Origin of the sequence: Streptomyces sp. NPDC001508 (assembly GCF_040298665.1) — a bacterium.
GTDB lineage: Bacteria > Actinomycetota > Actinomycetes > Streptomycetales > Streptomycetaceae > Streptomyces.
Genome location: NZ_JBEPAP010000103.1, coordinates 1 through 20,137 on the forward strand (window position 1 = coordinate 1; position 20,137 = coordinate 20,137).

Here is a 20,137-nt window from a genome sequence, read left to right on the forward strand (position 1 = left end):
GCCGCCGCGAGCCCCGGTGCCGGCCGGTCCGTGCGGCGGCCCGGCCGGGCCCGGCCGCCGGCATCCGCGGCAGCGCCCACCCGCCCGCGGCCGTACCCTTCCCCCGCGCCGGTACGCGAGGTGACGCGTCGTGAAGACACTGGTCGTCCGCCTCGACAGCTTCGGTGACGTACTGCTCGCCGGGCCCGCGGTCCGGGCCGTCGCCGCGCACAGCTCTCAGGTGACGATGCTGTGCGGCCCGGGCGGGGAACCCGCCGCCCGGCTGCTCCCCGGCGTCGACGACGTGATCGTATGGGCCGCGCCGTGGGAGGGCTTCGACGCGCCCGCCGTCGACGAGGCGGATGTCTACGGGCTGGTCCGGTGCCTGGCGGACGCCGCCTTCGACACCGCGCTCATCCTCACCTCGTTCCACCAGAGCCCCCTGCCCGCCGCGCTGCTGCTGCGACTGGCGGGCGTCGGGCGGATCGGCGCCGAAAGCGTCGACCACCCCGGGCGGCTCCTCGACGTACGGCACCGGCGGCTGCCCGGCCGGCACGAGGTGCAGGCCGCGCTCGACACCGCCGCCGCCATGGGATTCCCGCCGCACCCGGGCGACGACGGCCGGCTGCGCGTCCTGCCCCCGCCCGACACCGCGGCCCTGACCGGCAACGGCCCCTACCTCGTCGTCCACCCCGGCGCGAGCGCACCCGCCCGAACCTGGCACCCCGAGCGCTGCGCCGAGGCCGTCGACCTGCTCACCGACGCGGGACACCGCGTCATCGTCACCGGCGGCCCCGGCGAGCGGGAACTCACCCGGGAGGTCAGCGGCCACACCGCCGTCGACCTCGGCGGCCGGACCGACCACCGCACCCTGGCCGGCGTGCTGTGCCTGGCCGACGTCGTGGTCAGCGGCAACACCGGCCCGGCCCATCTCGCCGCCGCCGTGGGGACACCGGTCGTCTCCCTGTTCGCGCCCGTCGTCCCGGCCGACCGCTGGGCCCCCTACGGGGTGCCGAGCATCCTCCTCGGCGACCAGACGGCGCCCTGCGCGGACAGCCGCGCCCGCAGCTGCCCCGTGCCCGGTCATCCGTGCCTGGACGAGGTCACGGGCCAGGACGTGGTGCGCGCGGTGCGCAAACTCCTCCAGGAGGGCGGATGAACATCCTTGTCTGGCATGTGCACGGCTCATGGCTCACCTCGTTCGTGCAGGCGCCCCACACCTTCCTCGTCCCGGTGACCTCGGACCGCGGCCCGGACGGACTCGGGCGGGCCCGCACCTGGCAGTGGCCGGCATCCGTCCGCGAACTGACCACCGACCGGCTGCGGCAGGCCGACATCGACCTCATGGTGCTGCAACGGCCGCACGAGATCGACCTGGCCCGGCGCTGGACCGGCCGCCGCCCGGGCATCGACGTGCCCGCCGTGTACGTCGAGCACAACAGCCCGCACGAGACACCCGCGGACACCCGCCACCCGCTGGCCGACCGCCGCGACATCACGCTCGTGCACGTCACCCACTTCAACCACCTGATGTGGGACAACGGCCGGGCGCCCACCACGGTGATCGAGCACGGCATCATCGACCCTGGCCACCTGTGGACCGGTCAGGAGCGGCGCGCCGCCGTCGTCGTCAACGAGCCGCTGCGGCGCGGCCGTACCACCGGCACCGACCTGCTGCCCCGGTTCGCCGACTGGACACCGCTGGACGTCTTCGGCATGCGCACCGACACCCTCGCGGACCACCTGGGACTGCCGGCCGAACGCTGCCGGGCCCGGGATCTGCCCCAGCACGAGCTGCACGCGGCGATGGCCCGCTGCCGCCTCTACCTCCACCCGATCCGCTGGACCTCCCTGGGGCTGTCCCTGCTGGAGGCGATGTTCCTGGGGATGCCGGTGGTGGCGCTGGCCACGACCGAGGTCCGCGAGGCCGTACCCGACGGGGCAGGCGTCGTCTCGAACCGGTTCGACGTCCTTCAGGACGCCGTCCGCGGCTTCCTCGCCGACGCCGAGGACGCCCAGATGGCGGGGGAGGCGGCCCGGGCCGCGGTGTGCGCCCGCTACGGAGAACGACGTTTCCGGGACGACTGGGAACGCCTGATCAAGGAGGTCACACGATGAGCCACCGCTACTCCACGGCCGGGCGCGTCGCCATGGTCTCCGAGCACGCCAGTCCGCTGGCCGAGCTCGGCGGACCGGACGCGGGCGGCCAGAACGTGTACGTGGCCCAGCTCGCGGCGCAGCTGACCCGGCGCGGCCACGAGGTCGTGGTGTACACACGCCGCGACGGCCCCCGGCTCCCGGAGAGGGTGACCACGTCGGACGGCGTACGGGTCGTCCATGTGCCGGCCGGCCCGCCTGCCCCCATACCCAAGGACGAACTGCTGCCCCACATGGGGCAGTTCAGCCAGTGGCTGGCCCGCGAATGGGCGGCCGACCCACCCGATGTGGTGCATGCGCACTTCTGGATGTCGGGCATGGCCGCGCTGGCCGGCGCGCGCTCCCTCGGGCTGCCGGTGATACAGACCTACCACGCCCTCGGCACCGTGAAGAAGCGCCACCAGGGCGCCGCCGACACCAGCCCGCCCGAGCGCATCGCGATCGAGACGGCCGTCGGCCGCGAGTGCAGCGCGATCATCGCCACCTGCGCGGACGAGGTGGCGGAACTCGACGCGATGGGCCTGTCCCGGCGGCATGTCACCGTCGTCCCCTGCGGCGTCGACCCCCAGGTTTTCGCGCCGGTACCCGGTGCGCGCGAGCACGACGCCGCGACCCGCCGGCTGCTCGCGATCGGCCGCCTCGTCCCCCGCAAGGGCTTCGACCGGGCCATCCGTGCCCTCGCGGCCGTCCCCGACGCCCAGTTGCTGATCGCCGGCGGACCCCAGCGCGCCCTGTTGTGCGCCGAACCGGAGGCGGAGCGGCTGTGGGCCCTCGCCGTCGGGTGCGGGGTCAGCGACCGGGTGGCGCTGCTCGGCGGGGTGAGCCCCGAGCACATGCCGGGGCTGATCTCCAGCGCGGACCTCGTGCTGTCGCTGCCCCGCTACGAACCGTTCGGCATCGTCCCGGTCGAGGCCATGGCCTGCGGCACGCCCGTGGTCGCCACCGCGGTCGGCGGACAGCTCGACACGGTCGTCGACGGCCGCACCGGCGTCCTGGTGCCGCCCGAGAGCGCCGACCACGCCATCGGCACGACGGTCCGCGGCCTGCTCGACGACCGGGACCTGCTGGCCGAGTACGGCGCCCGCGGACGGCGGCGGGTGCTCGACCAGTACACCTGGGACCGGGTCGCCGACGCGGTGGCCCGCGTCTACAGCGCCGTGTCGAGTGTCCCCTCGCTCTCGGGAGTCGTCCGATGAAACCCGTCACCGACGTCACGCACTGCGACGACCTGATGAAAGCCCTCGAAGGGTTCCGCGCCAACGCTCCGCTGCTGGAGCGGTGGGGCACCGTCCTCGCCGGCCGCCTGGGCGACGGCGCCCGGCTGCTGGCCGCGGGCAACGGCGGCAGCGCGGCCCAGGCCCAGCACCTGACGGCCGAACTGGTCGGCCGCTACCGCGAGGACCGCCCCGCGTACTCCGCGCTCGCCCTGCACGCCGACACCTCCGCCACCACGGCGATCGCCAACGACTACGGCGTCCAGGAGATCTTCGCCCGGCAGGTCGCCGCGCACGGGCGGCCCCGCGACATCCTGATGCTCCTGTCCACCAGCGGCGCCAGCGCCAACCTGCTCGTCGCGGCGACCGAGGCGCACCGGCTCGGCATGACGGTCTGGGCGCTGACCGGCCCGGCCCCCAACTCCCTTGAGGCCGCCGCCGACGAGACGCTGAGCGTGTCCGCGACGAGCGCCGCCACGGTCCAGGAACTGCACCTGGTGGCCGTGCACATGCTCTGCGAGTCCTTCGACCCGGCGGTGCGCCGGCACACCGAAGCGCAACGGCGCCGCCGCACCGGCAGGCGGCCGGCCGGCGCGGGGAGGGCCGGCGGATGACCACACCAGGCCCGCTGCTCGTCGTCGGGGACGCCCTGCTCGACCACGACCTCACCGGCCGCGCCGAGCGCCTCGCACCCGACGCGCCCGTGCCCGTCGTCAGCGGCGTCCGGCGCACCAGCCGCCCGGGCGGCGCGGCGCTCGCCGCCTGCCTCGCCGCTCTCGACGGCCGGCCCGTCACCCTCGTCACCGCCCTGGGCGACGACCCGGCCAGCGACACCCTGCGCCGGCTGCTGGCCGGCCGGGTCCGGCTGGTACGGCTGCCGCTGCGCGGTGAACTGTCCAGCAAGACCCGGGTCCTCGCACAGGGCAGGCCGCTGCTGCGCCTGGACGACGGGGACGGACGCGCCCTGCACGCCACCGACGAGGCACGCGAAGCGGTGAACGCGGCCGGGGCCGTCCTCGTCGCCGACTACGGCCGCGGCACCGCCGACACGCTGCGCGAGGCGCTGACCTGGGCGGCCGCCCGGGTGCCCCTCGTCTGGGATCCGCATCCGCGGGGCGCACCGCCGGTGCCCGGCGCCCGCGTCGTCACCCCGTCCGCGAGCGAGGCCCGTGCCTTCGCCGCCCGCCTCGACGGCGCCCGGGAACCCGCGGCGGGCAGCGAACTGCGCACCGGCGCGCACGACGCCGCGGCGCTCGTCGCGGCCTGGCGGGCCGCCGCGGTGACCGTGACGCTGGGCGGGCGCGGTGCGCTGCTGTCGCACGGCGGGACACCGTTGATGGTGCCCTCGCCGGTCACGTCCGAGGGCGACGCCTGCGGCGCCGGGGACCGGTTCGCGGCGACGGCCGCCGGGCTGCTGGCCGACGGCGAACTGACCGAGAACGCCGTGCGCGCGGCCGTGCACGCCGCCACCCGGTACGTCATGGAGGGCGGCGTCCGCTCGCTCGGCACCGGAGTCCTCCCCGACGAGGAGGCACCCCGCGCGGCCGGACACGAGCCCGACGACGACGCCGTGCGCACGGCCGACCGGGTACGGGCCGCGGGCGGCACCGTGGTCGCCGCGGGCGGCTGCTTCGACCTGTTGCACGCGGGTCATGTCGCCCTGCTGCAGGCTGCCCGGCGCGCCGGGGACTGCCTGATCGTGTGCGTGAACTCGGACACGTCGGTGCGCCGGCGCAAGGGCGGCGGCCGGCCGCTCGTCCCGGTGGCCGACCGCATCCGGGTACTGCGCGCCCTCGAATGCGTCGACGCGGTCGCCGTGTTCGAGGAGGACACACCGGAGCGGCTGCTCGGTGAGCTGCGCCCGCACATCTGGGCCAAGGGCGGCGACTACGCCCGTACCCCGATGCCGGAGGCGTCGCTGGTGGCGAGCTGGGGCGGGCAGGTCGTGCTCTTCCCCTACCTCGACGGACGTTCCACCACCGGCATCGCGCGGCGGGCCGCCCTCTCCCCCCGCCCCGCGGGCCTGGCGAGGACCGCGGCGCCGGGACGGACGAGGCGGTGACCGCCGTACCGGACGTGCCGCGGGTGCTGGTGCTGCGCGCGCTGGGACTGGGCGACCTGCTCACCGGCGTGCCGGCGCTGCGCGGCGTACGCCGGGCCTTTGCGCGGCACCGGATCGTCCTCGCGCTGCCCGCGTCCCTCACCGAGGCCGCGCTGGCCACCGGCGCCCTCGACGAGATCCTGCCGGCCGAGGCACCCGACAGGGCCGTGCCCCGGCTGGACCACTGGCCGGGACCGCCCCCGGACGTGGCGATCGACCTGCACGGCAACGGGACCGAGAGCCGTGACGCACTGGCCGCCCTCGCACCGCGCCGACTGCTGGCCCACGCACACCGGGACCCGGTCACCGGCCGGCGGCCGGTGTGGCGCCGGGACGACCACGAACGGGAACGCTGGTGCCGCTTCCTCGGCGCGTACGGCATCCCCGCCGACAGCGACGATGTGCGGCTGCCGGCCCCGCGGGCGGCCTCAGCGGCGCCCGGCGCGGTCGTCGTCCACCCCGGCGCGCAGTCCGCCGCACGCCGCTGGCCGGCCCCGCGCTTCGCCGAGGTGGCCGGGCGCCTGCGGGCCCTGGGCCATCGCGTCGTCGTCACCGGCGGCCCCTCGGAGGACGCCCTGGTGCTGGACGTCGCCGGGCGCGCCCGGCTGCCGGGCCGGGACGTGCTGCGCGGCGGGCTGCCCTTCGGCGCACTGTCGGCGCTCGTCGCCCGCGCCGCGCTGGTCATCAGCGGCGACACCGGCCTCGCCCACCTCGCGGTGGCGCACGACACGCCGTCCGTGACGTTGTTCGGGCCCATCTCGCCGCGCCTGTGGGGGCCGCCGCCCGGCCCGCGCCACCGCGCCCTGTGGAAACCGGGGCCGCCCGGCGATCCGCATGGCGACACGCCCGACCCTCAGCTTCTGCGGATCGCAGCGGACGAGGTCACCGATGCGGCTCGCACCCTGTTGCGCCCCGGCCCGGCCGGGCGCCCGGCACCGGACATGCGACCACGGAACGGAGATGAGGTTCGTGTTCCCCCGGCCCGTCCCTGAACAGCAGTCCACCGCGACCGACCTCCCGGACGGCCGTGTCACGGTCGCGGTGATCACCCGCGACCGGTGCGCCAGCGTGCTGCGCACCCTCGACCACCTCGGCGCGCTCCCGGAGCGCCCCGAGGTCATCGTCGTCGACAACGGTTCCGACGAGGCGACGCTGCGGGCACTGCGCCGGCACCCGGCGGCCACCCGCGTGCTCAGCCCAGGCCAGAACACCGGGTCCCTGGGGCGCAACCTCGCCGTACGGCACGCCACGACCCCCTACGTCGCCTTCAGCGACGACGACTCCTGGTGGACGCCGGGCACCCTGCGCCGAGCCGCCGACCTGCTGGACGCCCACCCACGGCTCGGTCTGCTGGCGGCCCGCACCCTCGTCGGCCCCCGCTCCACGGAGGACCCGCTCAACGCCGTCCTCGCCGCCTCCCCGCTGCCCGACCGGCCCGACCTGCCAGGGCGGCCGGTCCTGGGCTTCCTCGGCTGCGCCTGCGTCGCACGCCGTGACGCCTTCCTCACCGCGGGCGGCTACCACCCGCTGCTCTTCTTCGGCGCGGAGGAGACCCTGCTCGCCTACGACCTCGCGGCCGGCGGCTGGGGCGTCACCTACGAGCCGTCCCTGACGGCCCGTCACCATCCCGCCCCGTCGGGCCGCGCCGGCCGCAACCACCTGGTGCGCCGCAACGAAGTGCTCACCCTGTGGCTGCGCCGCCCCCTCCCGGTGGCCCTGCGGGGCAGCGCGCGCCTCGCCCAGGACGCGGTCGCCGGACGACCCGGCGCCCGGCGGGCCCTCGGGGAGCTGCTCGTGCGGCTGCCTGCCGCGCTCGGCCGGCGCCGCCGGCTGCCGCCGGACGTGGAGCGAGCGGCCCGGCTGCTGGAGGGCACCGCGACCCCGCCCACGCGCGGGGCAGGACCGTCATGAGCACCCACACCGACGCGCCCGACGGCCGCACCAGCGTCGTGGTGATCACCCACAACCGGCGCGCCGAACTGCTGCGCACGCTGGAGCTGATGCGGCGGCTGCCCGAGCGGCCCCCGCTGATCGTCACCGACAACGCCTCGACCGACGGCACGGCCGAAGCGGTCCGGCGCGCCTTCCCCGACGTCCGGCTGCTGTGCCCCGGCCGCAATCTGGGCGCCGTGGGCCGCAATCTCGCGGTGCGCCACGTCCGCACGCCCTACGTCGCCTTCTGCGACGACGACACCTGGTGGGAGCCGGGCAGTCTGCGGCGGGCGGCGGACCTGCTCGACCCGCGGCCCCGGCTCGCGGCCGTCACCGCCCGTATCGTCGTGGAGCCCGCCGGTACCGAGGATCCCGTCGTACCGGAGCTGCGCGGCTCACCGCTGTCCGGGCCTGACTGGCTGCCGGGTCCGGCCCTGGGCTCCTTCCTCGCGGCCGCCACCGTGCTGCGCACCGACGCCTTCCGGTCCGCCGGCGGTTTCCACCCCGGACTGTGGCTGGGCGGCGAGGAGGAACTGCTCGCCACCGATCTGCAGCGGGACGGCTGGTGGCTGAGCTACGCCGAGGACCTGACCGTCCACCACCAGGCCTCGGTGCTGCGGGACGGCACCGAACGGCGCATCACCGGCCTGCGCAACACCCTGTGGTTCACCTGGCTGCGCCGCCCGCTGCTGCCCGCGCTGCGCCGCACGGCCGAACTGATGCTGACCGTGCCCCGCGATATGCCCTCGCTGCGCGCCTTCGCCCGCGCGGCCGGCGGGCTGCCCTGGGTCCTCAGGTCGCGTGCCCCGGTCCCGCCGGCCCTGGAAGAACGGCTGGCCGCCTTGGAGCGGGCCCGGCACGACTCGACCGCCCGCAGATACGTGGGATGAGCAGCAGCCGGTAGCCCGGCTGCCCTGGCCGCTGCCGGTGGCCGTGGGCACACCCACGGTCACCGAGGGCGCTCACCGCGGGTGTGTGTGGCCAAGGCCACGCAAGGAAGAAGACGACGGCCCTCCCCGCACCGCCGTCTCCCGGACTACCGTTTCATCCAGTCCTGTTCTCTTCCGCCCTTGTTCCCCTGTTCGACCCTTGTTTCCCCCTGTTCCCCCTGTTCCCCCTTGGCCCTGGGACGGCAAGCAGTGCTCGCAGACCTCACCCCGCTCATCGCGGCGACGGCTCGCTGGCTGATGACCGCCTTTCCACCGGACGGCGGCGTGATCGCCTCGGCTCTGTGCGAGGCACAGGCGCGCCAGGCGGTGACCGTGGCCGCATGGCTGCGGTATCCGACCGCGCTCGACGCCGGTCTGGTCGCGATGACCGGAGCCGGGGGTTCGTCGCGGCTCGACTGGATCACCGGCGCGGACCCGGCGCAGGACCCCGAGACGGCCGAGACGGCCTGGCGCACCTGGGTGGACGAGGTGGTCGCCAGCTGGGCGGCCGACTTCCTCGCCGACCCGGACCTGGCCTGCCGCGCCGTGGACGCGCTCGCCGGGGGAGAGCACACCGCCGCCGCACGGGTCGACTTCCGGCGGCTGCGCACCCCCGACGAGGGCGACCGGCGTGCGGGAGCGCTGCTGCGCCACCCTGACCTGCTCGCCCCCGTCGCCGAACTGCACCGCGCCCAGCTGCTCGCCCGGCTCGACGAGTGCGGGCGCGCCGCCCTGAACTGAGCACCCCGATCCACGGGCAGGCCCCGCGGCCCCGGCAGGCGGCCGGGGCCCCGGCCTCGGCCGCGCGGCCGGATGCTCCCATGGCTGTCAGTCGGTCTTGCCCCGGCCCGTCAGCGCATCGCGCAGCCGGTCGACCAGACCGGCGCCCGGTGCCAGCAGCTTGTTGACCGGAGGCTTGTCCGGTGCGGCAGGGTGAGGGCGGGTCGGCGCGATCTTCTTCGCCTGGCGCACCTTGTCCCCGAGATCGTTCAAGGCGTCGGCGGGGCAGGCGGCGCGCAGCTTCGGGAAGAGGTTCTGCTCCTCGTCGGTGACATGCGCGCGGATCTCGCTCATGAGCGCGCCCACCAGCCGGTCGAACTCCGCGTCCTCAGCCTCCACACCTTCCAGATCCTTCATGATCTGTTCGGCCTTCGCGTGATCCTCGAGCTCCTTGTCGGCCAACGCGTCACCGCCCGCGATGTGCTCGCGCACAGCCGGGTAGAGATAGGCCTCCTCGGCAACCGAGTGCCGGACCAGCTCCATGGTGGCCTGGTCGGCGTACGCCTTCCGGTTCTTGTCACCGGGCGCCAGCGCCTCGATCTTCCCGAAGATCTCCTCGACCTCCCGGTGATCCGTGGTGAGCTCGTCGATCACGTTTCCACCGTGTGCCATCTCGTCCACCTCCTGACACAGTCCAGCGGTCCGTCCGCTGTAGCACCCGAGTCCCCGGCATGGGTGTTCTCACGCGCGGATCGCCTGCCGTCGTCGCTCCGCGGACCCTGCACGGGGTCGGACATGTCCTTTCGCGTCGGACATGTCCTTTCGGGGAACCCGCCCCTGCGCACGCGGACCGACACGGGTGCAGCGTGGACACAGAACAGACGCGGACAGGAGGCACCTTGTCCGGCACACATGACCTCAGGGGCGCGCCGTGAACCGGGTGGCCGCCGTGCTCTTCGACCGTGACGGCACCCTCGTCGAGGACGTCCCGTACAACGGCGACCCGGACCTGGTCCGACCGCTGCCCGGTGCCCGGCCGGCCCTGGACCTGCTGCGCCGGGCGGGCCTGGCCACCGGTGTCGTCAGCAACCAGTCGGGCATCGGCCGGGGGCTGCTCACCCACGCGTCGGTCCGCCGGGTGAACGCGCGGGCCGACGCCCTGCTCGGAGGACTCGACACCTGGCTCTACTGCCCGCACACGCCCAGCGACGGCTGCGCCTGCCGCAAGCCCCGTCCGGGGCTCGTGACCGAGGCGGCCCGGCGGCTGGGCGTGGCGCCCGCGGACTGCGTGGTGATCGGTGACATCGCCGCCGACCTGGAGGCCGCCCGGGCGGCGGGCGCCCGAGGTGTGCTGGTGCCGACGGCGGCGACGCTGCCGGAGGAGGTGGACGCGGCGCCCCGCACCGCGCCCGACCTGCTGACCGCGGTGTGCTGGTTGCTCAGAGAGAACCGGGGTGCGCACAGGTGACCGGACACGTTTCTCCCGTCGTTCCGCGGAAACTCGGTGATCTCCCGAACCGGAGCTGAAGGGTTCGGACAGTGAAGGAAGTGGACCGGCGTGACTGCGGAAACACCCAGGAAAAAGACGCACACCCTGCCCGGCCCCGAGACGGGATGGGCGACGGCGCGGCGGCTGCGCGGGCAGCGCATACGTACCTGTGTACGGGCGATGATCGACCGCAGGGCCGCGGACCGGCGGCGCGGCGACGAATGGAACGTCGTCCGAGGTGAGGACTGAAGCGGTCACGCCGCACATCCCGACCCGGACGGGGCGATGTGCCCTGAACCGACCCGCTCGCCGACGGCGGGCGGCTGCCGGGCCGCTTCCCTCACGTGTCAACACCTGCGCCGCACCGGAATCCTCGCCGCGGGCCGCCCGCACGGCCGCCGCGCTCCTCTGCCACATGCCTCATAGCGGCACACATGTCTGATGGCGGCACCACATGTCTCATGGCGGCAGCCACCCCGTCTCCGGCCGCGGCACCGGTCCGTTCCCGCCGCGGGCGCGCGCCGAACCGGGCGATTCGACGACAGAGGCACGTACCTCTACGACCGGCTCGTCCGGTACGACACCGAGGCGCGCCACGAACATCGGCTCGCCGCGGGCCAGTGCCCGGCGCAGGTGTTCCTTCCAGGCCGCGTACCGCACATTCGCTGTTCCAGGCCATTGTGCTGTCACGCGTGCATCAACGACAGACGTGCACGAGCGGATGTCCGCCGGACGGAGGGAACTGCGGCATGGCAGACCCGCCCGGGGGCACTCGGAAGACGGCCACAGGGGCCCGCACGGGTCCCGAAGCGGCCCAAGGAGGCGAGATGACCAGCAGCACCGAGACCGGTGACATCACCGGCACCCTCGACAAGGACTACAACCTGATCTGGTATGTGGAGGCGTGCCTCAACAACGCCTTGCGGCTGGAGACCTACATCGGCGATGCCGAGCGCGAGAAGGACAGCGCACTCGCGGAACTCTTCCGCAAGGCCCAGGCCGACAGCCGCAAGGGCGCGGAGCTGGGCATGGAACTGCTGCGTGATCGGCTGACGTCCTGAACCACCCGGGCCGCCCAGCGCGGCCCGGCGCCGATGCCCGGTGATTCTTCATCGGGTCCGGCAACGGTGATCCGGTGTGTGGAACAGGCGACGGGAAGGTCGGCCGGTATGAGGTTCACGAGACTGACGAAGGGGGCACGGACACACACCGATCCGAGCGGTGCGTTCGTGTCGGCCCTGGACGCCCTGGAACGCGAGGAACGACTGGACGGCATCAGCGGGGTGCTGCGCAAGACCGTTCGCGCGCTTCCCCTCGGCCGGGGCAGGGACATGCTGCGGGGCCTGTGGCTCGGCCATCCCCTGCACCCCGTGCTGGTGCAACTGCCCATCGGCTCATGGAGTTCCGCCGCGGTCCTCGACCTCTTCCCGGGGGAGAGCCGGGCGGCACGCCGTCTGGTGGCGGTCGGTCTGGCCGCCGCGGGACCGGCCGCGCTGGCCGGCTGGGTGGAATGGGCGGAGCAACGCCCGCGGCAGGCCCGGGTGGGCCTGGTGCACGCCACGGCCAACGCGGCCGCGGTCCTCGCGTACGCCGCCTCCTTGTCGGCGCGGACGAAGGGGCGCCCCGTGCTCGGCCGTGTGCTGGGCTACGGGGGGCTGACGATCGCCACGGCCGGGGGACTGCTCGGCGGCCACCTCGCCTATCGGCAGGCCGCCGGCGTCAACCACGCGGAAGCGGTCCATGTGCTGGTCGAGCCGGGCTGGCACCGGGTCGGAACGCTGGACGACTTCCCCGTGGGAGAGCCCGTACGGCGGACCGCCGACGAGGTGGCCCTGGTCGTCGTCCAGGACCCACCCGGGGTGCTGCACGCACTGGCCGACCGGTGCAGCCACATGGACGGCCCGCTGCACGAGGGCAAGGTCCTGGAGGGCTGTATCGAATGCCCGTGGCACGGAAGCCGGTTCAGGCTCGCGGACGGCACGAATGTCCATGGCCCGGCGACGGCGCCCCAGCCGCGGTTCGACTGCCGGGTCGTGGCCGGTGGAGCCGTCGAAGTCCGCCTCGCAGCGCGGTGAGGCGGACGCCGTGCGATGACGCCGGCCGCGCCGAGCCCCGTGCGGCGGCGGTCGGGTCTCGTGCGGCGGGGGAGTGAGGCGTGCCATCACGGGCGAGTACCTGCAAGTGACCCGGGTGCCGGACGGGGAAGTCCGGCACCCGGGTCCTTCCTGCAACCCACGGCCGCTCAGCCGCCTTCGCCGAGTTCCCCGGGCCGTGGGGCGAAAACACATCCGGAAAACACATCCGTGGGCGCCAACCCCGAGCCGACCCCGAGCGGGGCCCGACACATCCGGCGGTGCGACGGGCGGCCCCCGCTCGATGGCCCCTCGGACGGCCGCTACTTGTTGGGCCTGGCGGCGCTGATGTCGCCGAGCGCCGATTCCGGGTCACGTTCGATCGCCATGTCCCCGAGGGCGACGATGCCGACCGGATGTCCGTTCTCGACGACGGGGAGCCGGCGCACGGAGTGCTCCCGCATCAACTCGACCGCACGCCCGAGGTCTTCGTCCGGGCCGACGGTCACCAGATCGCCGCTGCCCACCATGGCCGCGGTCGTCCGGTCCGGGTCCATGCCCTCCGCGATCGCCCGCACCACCAGGTCGCGGTCGCTCACCACACCGTGCAGTTCCTCGCCGTGCGTCACCAGGACGGCGCCGATGTCCTGGTCCCGCATCAGCCGGGCGACCGCGGTGACCGACGCCTGCGGTTCCACGGTCACCGGGGTGCCGGTCATGATGTCGCGTACGTGCTCAGTCATCTCGCGTACCCTTTCCGCTCGTCGCGGGGCCGTTCACCGCTCTGTGCGACCGGGTACCCACGGTCCGGCACCGTCCACCCGCAGGGTTTTCCCTGGGGCAGCCCGGTGCCGGGTCCGCGGCGGGCCCGCCCGTTCCCGTTCCGTCGAGCCACCGGCCGCGCGGATCCGGTCACCGGTGAACGCCGCACCGCGCTCGACCCGTGCGACATGCCGCGCCCGCGGCTATCCGCCGGATCGTTCGTCGCCTCCCCGGCCCATGGCTCGGGCGACCGCGTAGGCGGCCAGAGACACCACGGCCCAGGCGGCCGTCGCGGCCACCAGCGCCGGCCACGCCGAGTGGTGGCGGACGAGAACCGTGACGACGACCGCGAACGCCAGGAGTCCCAGGGTGCCCAGCGCGGCCCCGCGCGCATCGTCGCGGGCGCGCCGCAGGCCCTCCTCCTCGGCGACGAGGGTCACACTGGCCAGCAGGATGGCGGGGAAGGCGAGGAACACACCCCCGACGAACGGTCCGAACTGCGCGGACACGACGGCCGCGACGAGGGACACACCCGCGCCGAAGCCGAAGCGGACAAGCATGTCCTTGCGCGGTGTGCGGGCGGCCGCCCGCCACTCGACCCGCACCCGGTCGGTGCCCTCGTCGCCGCCCCCGCTCCCGGGGCCTTCCGCGCCGCTCACGGCGCTACCGCGTAGGCGACGGCGGCCGCTGCGGCACACCACACGACGAGTGCCGCTGTCGATCCCCGCAGGGCTCCGAACCGGCCGAGAGCCGGGACGGCGACAAGACAGTAGGCGGTGAAGGCCGCCGCTCCGGCGATCATGCCCCGTGCCGCCGTCGCCGCGTCCGCGTCGCCCTTGAACACCACCGTCAGGATCAGCCCGCCCAGTGCCACCGACGGGGCCGCGGCGAAGATCCCGGCCAGCCGCTTGGGGTGGACGGTTTCCGCCAGCAGCGCGAAAGCCACCACGAACAGGCCGCCGATGAGGGCCTTCAGGACGAACTCCAGCAGGTTGCGCATCCCCACAGCCTCAGCACGAAGCGCCCTTCGGGCAACGACCCACGCCGGGACGCCGGGCTTCGGCCGTCACGGCGGCAGCAGGGTGCCGAGCGGTCCCAGGTCGAGGTTGAGGTCGGACAGGGTGAGGCCGTAGCGGTCGCACAGTTCGGCCATGCGGTCGTGCAGCAGCATCAGGGTCAGGCCGAGGCGTTCCTCCTGCTCCTCGCTCAGGTCGCCCTCGTCGACGCGGTGCAGGGCCTGGCGCTCCATCAACTGGCGCAGCAGCTCGACGATGGTCAGGACCAGCTTGACGAGGTCCCGTTCCACCGTGTCCGGGTCGGCGTGCAGTCGACGCGCGGCGCCCGGTCCCCGCCCGGACCCGGAGAGATCGTCCGGGCGGGCCGGCAGCAGCGAGAACGCCCGGTCGGCGGCCTCGGCCACCTCCCGCATGCGGTCGGCGGACCCGGCGGGCGGGCGGTCAGCCGGGCTCGTCACCGCCGCCGCCAGGCTCGGTGAGCACGGGCCGCGCCGGAAGGAACGTCGCCCACCCCCCGTCCAGCTGTTCACGGATGGCGACCACCACGGCGCGCAGCGAGATCCGTACGAGGTCGATGTCGGAGATGGACAGCACGAGATCTCCGCTGAGCACCACACCGCCGCTCAGCAGCCGGTCCAGCAGATCGATCAGGGCGACCTGCTGCTGACGGCCCCTGCGGTCGTCGTACGCGTCGTACTCGCTCACCGCTGCCCGGCCTCCTCCTGCTCGTCGGGGGAGAGCGGAACGGTGAAGGAGTACGGCGCCCACGGCCCCGTGACATCCACGCGCACCCCGTGCAGGCCGTCCGCGGCATGCAGCATCCGGTCGCGGAACTCCTCGGCCAGCCCCCGGGGGACCAGATAGGCGTCATTGGCGACGTTCTCCCCGGGCACCTGGGCCAGGCTGCCCTGCTGCGGCCGGTGCCGGGTGCGCTCGACCGCGAGACCGCGGGCCTGTTCCTCGGTGCGCCGGACGGCCTCCTCGGCGAGCCGCCACGCGTCCTCCCGCTCCTGTCGCTGATGCCTGCGGCTGCGCAGATACGCGCGCCCCGGGTTCGCCTCATCGGCCCGGCCGCCGGCCGCCTCCGGGGCCGGCGCCGGGGCGGGCACCGCCTCGACGTACACCTTCACGCCCCATTCCACATGGTCGGCCAGCCGGTCCAGCAGCCCGGCGAACGCCGCCTCCTGCTCGTGCAGAATCTCCCGCACCCGGTTCTCGTCGAGATACACGGTGGCCAGCCGCAGCGGCAGGACCGTGGTCCGCGCGGCCAGGGCCTCGATGACCTGGTGGTGGGCCCGGGCCGTCGCCTCCAGCCACCGCATGTCCTCCAGAGCGTCCTTCAGCGCCGCCTCCGAGAACTCCTCCCCGGGCACCGCGCTCACCACGGCGGCCACCCGACCCGAGCGGACCAGGCCGACCGGGGCGTCCGCGACGCCCCGGACACCCGCGAGCGCGATCCGCTCCGACTCGGCGGATCTCACCACCGCGTAGGCGTAGCACAGCCGCTCGTCCACCGCTGTCAGCTCCGGTCCTCGTCGTCTTGGTCGTCTTCGTCGTCCTCGGCTCCACGGCGTTCACGGCGTGGCTCGGCACGCCGCTCGGGCCGCGCCTGCTCGGTCTCACGCGACCGGCGACGGCCGCCGCCCTCGGTCAGCTCCGGCCCGGACACGCCGAGTTCTCTGCGCAGCGACTCCACTTCGGCCCGCAGTTGCTCGTTCTGCTCCCGGAGGCCGCGTCGGTGATCGGCGCGCGATGACAGGGCGGGGTCGTGCTCCCACCAGTCGATGCCGATCTCCCTCGCCTTGTCGACGGACGCCACCAGCAGCCGGAGCTTGATGGTCAGCAGTTCGATGTCGAGGAGGTTGATCTTGATGTCGCCGACGATGACGATCCCCTTGTCGAGGACGCGTTCAAGAATGTCGGCGAGGTTCGCGGACTGCCCCTGCCCGTACGGATGCAGGGCCGACGACGACCTGGGGGCGGGCTCGGTCACGGCACCTCGTCCTTGTCCTTGCCTTCGTGTTCGTCCTCATCCTTGTCCTCGTCTGCGGTCTCCTTCTCGCCGTCGTACTCGTTCTCGTCCTTGCCGTCGTCTTTGTCCTCGTCGGACGGCTTCTCCGTCTGGCCCTCTTCTTCCTCTTCCTCCTCGTCTGTGCCTTCCTCTTTCGCCTCATGTTCCTTGTGTTCCCGCTCGGCCTTCTCGGTGTCCTCCGGACTGCTCACCACCTCGCCCTCGCGGATCTCCCCGCGCCAGCCGCCGGTGGCCTCGCCGCGCATCATCACGAACGTACGGAAGAGCTTCAGATCCAGCCGTGCGCGCCGGCCCTGGGCCCGGACCAGGCCGCCGGTCTTTTCCACCACGCCCTTCGGGGAGTACTCCAGGACGAGCAGCACCTTGGTGAGGTTCTCCCCGAGCGGATGGAAGGTGACGACGCCCTTGGTGGTCGCCTTGTCCCCCTCGGACGTCCAGGCGATCCGCTGGTCGGGCACCTGCTCCGTGATGATGCCGCGCCAGCGACGGCCCGCCTTGGCGATCTTCACCTCCCACTGGGTGGTGACCTCGTCCTTCTGCTCGACGCTGACGACACCCTTGGCGAACCGTTCGAACTCCGTGAACTGCGTCCATTGGTTGTACGCCTCGCGCACGGGCACCCCGACGTCGATGTCCTCGATGATCGTCAAGCCCCTGCCCGTTCCGGTGGCTTGCGGGGCATGCCGCATCCCCGTGAGGTCCTTGGCCTTGTCCAGCAACGCGTCCTTGGCATGGGACGCCGCCGAGGTCAGTATCTGGCCCGACGGGGCGTGCTTGAGGAGCTGCCTGCCGCCCTTGGCCGCGACGCCGCTGAGCGCGCGGGGTCCGAGGTGTGTCTCGGTCAGCTTGCGTGCCCCCTCGCCGAGCCGGTGACCCACGCCCTCCAACATCAATTCGAGCCGCGCCTCCAGATAGTGCTCCACCTCGTCCTTCAGCCGGTTCGCGCCGGGATTCTGCCTCGCCTGGTCACGGACCTTGTCGAGGGTCCCGGTGCCGCCGCCGAAGCCGCGTCCCGCCGACCTGCCCTCAGCCATCGTCCGGCCTCCTCGCTCGTGCCGCGGAGCCGCTCCTGGAACGCCCCTCGGCGTCCGTCGTCCCGCTGGTCGACCGCCTGCCACGCGGCTCGCCCTCGTCCTCGTCAGGCCCGCGCTGCTGCGCCTTCTTCTCGCGCCCCTCGCTCCGGCCCGACTCGTCCCCGCGGCGCTCGCTCCGGCCGTGCCCGGCCTCGCGTTCGTCGTCCTTCGAGCGCTCGGTACGCGGCTCGTCCTCGCGGTCCGCGTCCCGGCCGGCGTCCCGCGTCGACCGGTCCTCCTCGTCCTCCTCGTCCTCCGTGATGTGCGGATGCGCTCGTTCGTGCAGCGCGGAGGTGCGTTCGTGAATGGTGTCGGCCAGGCTGTCGGCCTTCGCGGTCAGCACGGACGTGGCCGCCGCCTTTCCCGCACCCGTCAGCTCGGTACGCACCTGCTGGGTGAGATGCCCGAGGAAGGGGGAGTCCTGGACGGCCTTCACGACCTGCCCGGGCTTGATCCGTGACCCGGCCATCAGCGCACCGAGGCTCAGGGCGAGTTTGGCCTTCTTGGTCCGGCCCAGCACATACCCGCCGAGGACAGCCGCACCGATCTTGGCGTTGTTCATGATGACGACTTCTTTCCTTTCCCACGCCCTACAGACCGCTCTGCCCGCCGCCGCTGCGCAGCTGGAAGGCCCGGATCTCCTCCAAGCGGTGCATCAGTTCCTCCTCGCGCCGCGTGAAGTGCTCCTCGTCGATACGGCCCTCGATGCGCGCCTGCTCCAATTGGACGAGTTCTTCCTGCACCGGAGCGGGGTCGTAGTACTCGTCCTCGGCGGCACGGACGACCTTGTCCAGCACCCACCAGATGCCCCGCACGGGCGCGGCGGGCAACACCAGGATCTCGGTGACCAGTCCCATACCGACTCCTCCAGTGTGCGGACAGCTCGGGACGGCGGGGTCAGGCGAAGCTGTACGGCGGCAGCGGCCCCCGTACCCGCAGTTCGACGCCCTCGCCGTACCGTTCGGCCAACTCCCGGGCGGTACGCGTGAACTCCTCGGACCGCTCGCGGTCCACCAGGTAGGACGCGCTCACGAAATACTGCTGGGACGGCTCCGCGAGCCTCTCCAACGACGCGAGCGGACGCAGGGCCTGGAGTATCTCGGCGGCGAGCGCGTCCTGCCGCCGCTGCACCTCCTGGGCCACCAACTCGCCGAGCGCCACCCGGTCCTCGTACGTTCCGCGGCCTTCGCGGGTCGCCTCGTTGAGCGCGCGGGCCTGCTCGGACGTCGCGAGGATGTCACGCAGCAGCGAGTCCTCGTCCTGGACGCCCTTGACGTTGAACTCCGCCCGCCCGGCGAACTCGTCGAGACGCTGCGCGTACTGCTCGGCACCCTCCGCGAGTACCGCGCGTACGGCGTCCTCGTCCTCGGCGACGAACCCGAAGCTCAGCGGCAGGACCGTGCCGTCCTCCCACAGACGGTCGAGGACTTCGTAGTGCGCCGCCAGATCCCGCCGGGCGACCGACAGATCCTTCGGGGCCTCACTGACGACCGCGCACAACGAGTCGCCGCGCACCACATGCAGCTCGGTGGGCGATTCGCCCACGCCCTTGAGGCTGTTCAGGTCCAGCGGATGCGAGTCCTTGGTGATCCCGTACACATACACGGACATCGGCTCGCTCACTCCTCCCGCTCCCTGGAAGAACGGTGGCCCGAGCCGCGCTCGGCACGCTCGCGCCGCCCCTCGTTCTCGTCCGAGCGGCCCTTCTGGAACGACTCGGTGAACGCCTCGACGGCACCGGTCAGGGCCCCCTTGCTCTTGCCGCGGGCGCCGCCCTCGGTAACGCTCTGGACGACGTCGGTCAGCTGAGCGGGAGCCTTGCGGCCCTCCTCCAGATCGAGCCGGTTGGCGGCCTCGGCGAAACGCAGATACGTGTCGACACTGGCCACGACCACCCGTGCGTCGACCTTGATGATTTCGATGCCCACGAGGGACACCCGGGCGAACGCGTCGATGACCAGGCCCCGGTCGAGGACCAGTTCCAGTACGTCGTACAGGGTCCCCGAACCTCCGGACGGCCCGGCAACCGCGCCGGCGCTGCCCTGCGGCACAACAGTCACAGTCTGTTCCCTTCAGGCGAAGGGGATACCGCGCCCGGTGGATGTCCTGTCGTCTCAAGACATCCCTAGCGACGGCCCTCTCTGTCGACCTGTGCGCGGGTGTAGCGGCGGGTGCGCTCGTACGCCATCAGCCTGCCCGCGGGGTCGAGAACGACCTGATAGCTGGCCATCACGCTGCTCGTGTCCGGCACGCGCTCCAGCTCCACGACCTCGACCTGGGCTTCCCAGCCCGCATCGGTCGGCCTCAGCGCCGAAACCGACACCGGGGCCCGGCCCAGCAACTGCGCGAGTTGCTCTGTCGCGTCTTTCATGGCGTCGGGAGCCGACACCCGTTCCGGGACGGATTTCCCGGACGACGGGGCGGGCCCCTCTTTCCGCTCACGGTCGTTCGTGCTCCATCACCTTCTATCTCTCAGTCAATCATCGACCTTCTTGCCGGGCCGTGCCAGTCCTGGCAGGCGGCAGGCGCGATGCACACGGCCCGGCCGCGCACGCCGCGCGGTCCGCCGGTCACCCGACGTGCGCGCCCCGCGGCCGGATGTGCCCACCCGGGGGGCGCCGGCGCAGCTGAGCGCGGGGCCCCGCGCGGCGGGCGGCCCCG

Annotated in this window: 27 protein-coding genes and 1 pseudogene; 13 read left to right on the forward strand and 15 right to left on the reverse strand. The window is 73.5% G+C overall.

Annotated features, from left to right (window positions below):
- The first annotated feature begins 130 nt into the window (after window positions 1–130).
- The 9 genes from ABT245_RS43970 (at window position 131) to ABT245_RS44010 (ending at window position 9,053) form a co-directional block, all read left to right on the forward strand.
- Window positions 131–1,138, forward strand: a complete 1,008-nt coding sequence (locus ABT245_RS43970; protein WP_351746242.1) for a glycosyltransferase family 9 protein — start codon at window positions 131–133, stop codon at window positions 1,136–1,138.
- Window positions 1,135–2,097 carry a glycosyltransferase gene (locus ABT245_RS43975; protein WP_351746245.1) on the forward strand — a complete coding sequence of 321 codons (963 nt, stop codon included), beginning with the start codon at window positions 1,135–1,137 and terminating at the stop codon, window positions 2,095–2,097. Before ABT245_RS43970 ends, ABT245_RS43975 begins: the two co-directional genes overlap by 4 nt.
- A complete protein-coding gene (locus ABT245_RS43980) occupies window positions 2,094–3,332 on the forward strand; it encodes a glycosyltransferase (RefSeq protein WP_351746248.1) in 1,239 nt (412 codons plus the stop codon). The genes ABT245_RS43975 and ABT245_RS43980 overlap by 4 nt, the downstream gene beginning before the upstream one ends.
- Window positions 3,329–3,964 (forward strand): D-sedoheptulose-7-phosphate isomerase, encoded by a 636-nt coding sequence (locus ABT245_RS43985; RefSeq protein WP_351746250.1) that lies wholly within the window; start codon window positions 3,329–3,331, stop codon window positions 3,962–3,964. The genes ABT245_RS43980 and ABT245_RS43985 overlap by 4 nt, the downstream gene beginning before the upstream one ends.
- Window positions 3,961–5,412, forward strand: a complete 1,452-nt coding sequence (locus tag ABT245_RS43990; protein ID WP_351746253.1) for a PfkB family carbohydrate kinase — start codon at window positions 3,961–3,963, stop codon at window positions 5,410–5,412. The genes ABT245_RS43985 and ABT245_RS43990 overlap by 4 nt, the downstream gene beginning before the upstream one ends.
- On the forward strand, window positions 5,409–6,443 hold the full coding sequence (locus ABT245_RS43995) for a glycosyltransferase family 9 protein (RefSeq protein ID WP_351746256.1): 1,035 nt from the start codon (window positions 5,409–5,411) through the stop codon (window positions 6,441–6,443). The genes ABT245_RS43990 and ABT245_RS43995 overlap by 4 nt, the downstream gene beginning before the upstream one ends.
- Window positions 6,412–7,362: a glycosyltransferase family 2 protein gene (locus ABT245_RS44000; RefSeq protein ID WP_351746258.1), complete on the forward strand. Its 951-nt coding sequence runs from the start codon at window positions 6,412–6,414 to the stop codon at window positions 7,360–7,362. The genes ABT245_RS43995 and ABT245_RS44000 overlap by 32 nt, the downstream gene beginning before the upstream one ends.
- Window positions 7,359–8,273, forward strand: coding sequence for a glycosyltransferase family 2 protein (locus ABT245_RS44005; protein ID WP_351746260.1), 915 nt, complete (start codon window positions 7,359–7,361; stop codon window positions 8,271–8,273). The genes ABT245_RS44000 and ABT245_RS44005 overlap by 4 nt, the downstream gene beginning before the upstream one ends.
- Window positions 8,274–8,522: 249 nt before the next feature.
- Window positions 8,523–9,053, forward strand: coding sequence for a hypothetical protein (locus ABT245_RS44010; RefSeq protein WP_351746263.1), 531 nt, complete (start codon window positions 8,523–8,525; stop codon window positions 9,051–9,053).
- A gap of 87 nt (window positions 9,054–9,140) precedes the next feature.
- Here ABT245_RS44010 and ABT245_RS44015 read toward each other — a convergent pair whose 3' ends face one another.
- Window positions 9,141–9,704: a hemerythrin domain-containing protein gene (locus ABT245_RS44015; protein ID WP_351746266.1), complete on the reverse strand. Its 564-nt coding sequence runs from the start codon at window positions 9,702–9,704 to the stop codon at window positions 9,141–9,143.
- 259 nt (window positions 9,705–9,963) lie between these two features.
- On the opposite strand from ABT245_RS44015, the gene ABT245_RS44020 reads away from it, so the two are divergent.
- Together ABT245_RS44020 and ABT245_RS44025 are read left to right on the forward strand one after the other, a co-directional pair.
- Complete coding sequence (locus ABT245_RS44020; protein ID WP_351746268.1) at window positions 9,964–10,500, forward strand: D-glycero-alpha-D-manno-heptose-1,7-bisphosphate 7-phosphatase; 537 nt, start codon at window positions 9,964–9,966, stop codon at window positions 10,498–10,500.
- Window positions 10,501–10,590: 90 nt separating this feature from the next.
- Window positions 10,591–10,770, forward strand: coding sequence for a hypothetical protein (locus tag ABT245_RS44025; RefSeq protein WP_351746270.1), 180 nt, complete (start codon window positions 10,591–10,593; stop codon window positions 10,768–10,770).
- A 210-nt stretch (window positions 10,771–10,980) separates the two neighbouring features.
- Here ABT245_RS44025 and ABT245_RS44030 read toward each other — a convergent pair whose 3' ends face one another.
- Complete coding sequence (locus tag ABT245_RS44030) at window positions 10,981–11,181, reverse strand: hypothetical protein (RefSeq protein ID WP_351746272.1); 201 nt, start codon at window positions 11,179–11,181, stop codon at window positions 10,981–10,983.
- Window positions 11,182–11,348: 167 nt separating this feature from the next.
- Between ABT245_RS44030 and ABT245_RS44035 the strand changes: the two genes are divergently transcribed.
- Window positions 11,349–11,582 carry a hypothetical protein gene (locus ABT245_RS44035; protein WP_351746275.1) on the forward strand — a complete coding sequence of 78 codons (234 nt, stop codon included), beginning with the start codon at window positions 11,349–11,351 and terminating at the stop codon, window positions 11,580–11,582.
- A 108-nt stretch (window positions 11,583–11,690) separates the two neighbouring features.
- Window positions 11,691–12,596, forward strand: coding sequence for a Rieske (2Fe-2S) protein (locus ABT245_RS44040; RefSeq protein ID WP_502982320.1), 906 nt, complete (start codon window positions 11,691–11,693; stop codon window positions 12,594–12,596).
- 320 nt (window positions 12,597–12,916) lie between these two features.
- Here ABT245_RS44040 and ABT245_RS44045 read toward each other — a convergent pair whose 3' ends face one another.
- The 13 genes and pseudogenes from ABT245_RS44045 to ABT245_RS44105 form a co-directional block, all read right to left on the reverse strand.
- The gene (locus ABT245_RS44045) at window positions 12,917–13,336 is read right to left on the reverse strand and encodes a CBS domain-containing protein (protein ID WP_351746278.1); all 420 of its coding nucleotides are present in this window, start codon (window positions 13,334–13,336) and stop codon (window positions 12,917–12,919) included.
- A 222-nt stretch (window positions 13,337–13,558) separates the two neighbouring features.
- Window positions 13,559–14,014 (reverse strand): DUF3147 family protein, encoded by a 456-nt coding sequence (locus ABT245_RS44050; RefSeq protein ID WP_351746280.1) that lies wholly within the window; start codon window positions 14,012–14,014, stop codon window positions 13,559–13,561.
- Window positions 14,011–14,355 (reverse strand): DUF3147 family protein, encoded by a 345-nt coding sequence (locus tag ABT245_RS44055; protein WP_351746283.1) that lies wholly within the window; start codon window positions 14,353–14,355, stop codon window positions 14,011–14,013. The genes ABT245_RS44050 and ABT245_RS44055 overlap by 4 nt, the downstream gene beginning before the upstream one ends.
- 66 nt (window positions 14,356–14,421) lie before the next feature.
- Window positions 14,422–14,784, reverse strand: a complete 363-nt coding sequence (locus tag ABT245_RS44060) for a gas vesicle protein K (RefSeq protein ID WP_351746307.1) — start codon at window positions 14,782–14,784, stop codon at window positions 14,422–14,424.
- 28 nt (window positions 14,785–14,812) lie between these two features.
- Complete coding sequence (locus ABT245_RS44065; protein WP_351746285.1) at window positions 14,813–15,076, reverse strand: gas vesicle protein; 264 nt, start codon at window positions 15,074–15,076, stop codon at window positions 14,813–14,815.
- Window positions 15,073–15,885 carry a GvpL/GvpF family gas vesicle protein gene (locus ABT245_RS44070; RefSeq protein WP_351746287.1) on the reverse strand — a complete coding sequence of 271 codons (813 nt, stop codon included), beginning with the start codon at window positions 15,883–15,885 and terminating at the stop codon, window positions 15,073–15,075. The genes ABT245_RS44065 and ABT245_RS44070 overlap by 4 nt, the downstream gene beginning before the upstream one ends.
- Before the next feature lie 5 nt (window positions 15,886–15,890).
- Complete coding sequence (locus tag ABT245_RS44075; protein ID WP_351746290.1) at window positions 15,891–16,364, reverse strand: gas vesicle protein; 474 nt, start codon at window positions 16,362–16,364, stop codon at window positions 15,891–15,893.
- A complete protein-coding gene (locus tag ABT245_RS44080) occupies window positions 16,361–17,437 on the reverse strand; it encodes an SRPBCC family protein (protein WP_351746293.1) in 1,077 nt (358 codons plus the stop codon). Before ABT245_RS44080 ends, ABT245_RS44075 begins: the two co-directional genes overlap by 4 nt.
- Window positions 17,430–18,038 (reverse strand): ABC transporter substrate-binding protein, encoded by a 609-nt coding sequence (locus ABT245_RS44085; RefSeq protein WP_351746295.1) that lies wholly within the window; start codon window positions 18,036–18,038, stop codon window positions 17,430–17,432. The genes ABT245_RS44080 and ABT245_RS44085 overlap by 8 nt, the downstream gene beginning before the upstream one ends.
- Before the next feature lie 28 nt (window positions 18,039–18,066).
- Complete coding sequence (locus ABT245_RS44090) at window positions 18,067–18,333, reverse strand: gas vesicle protein GvpG (RefSeq protein WP_351746297.1); 267 nt, start codon at window positions 18,331–18,333, stop codon at window positions 18,067–18,069.
- A gap of 40 nt (window positions 18,334–18,373) precedes the next feature.
- Window positions 18,374–19,099: a GvpL/GvpF family gas vesicle protein gene (locus ABT245_RS44095; RefSeq protein WP_351746299.1), complete on the reverse strand. Its 726-nt coding sequence runs from the start codon at window positions 19,097–19,099 to the stop codon at window positions 18,374–18,376.
- A complete protein-coding gene (locus ABT245_RS44100; RefSeq protein WP_351746302.1) occupies window positions 19,096–19,536 on the reverse strand; it encodes a gas vesicle structural protein GvpA in 441 nt (146 codons plus the stop codon). The genes ABT245_RS44095 and ABT245_RS44100 overlap by 4 nt, the downstream gene beginning before the upstream one ends.
- 65 nt (window positions 19,537–19,601) lie before the next feature.
- Window positions 19,602–19,910 (reverse strand): annotated as a pseudogene (locus ABT245_RS44105) (gas vesicle protein GvpO); the annotation flags it as partial.
- Between the last annotated feature and the right edge of the window lie 227 nt (window positions 19,911–20,137).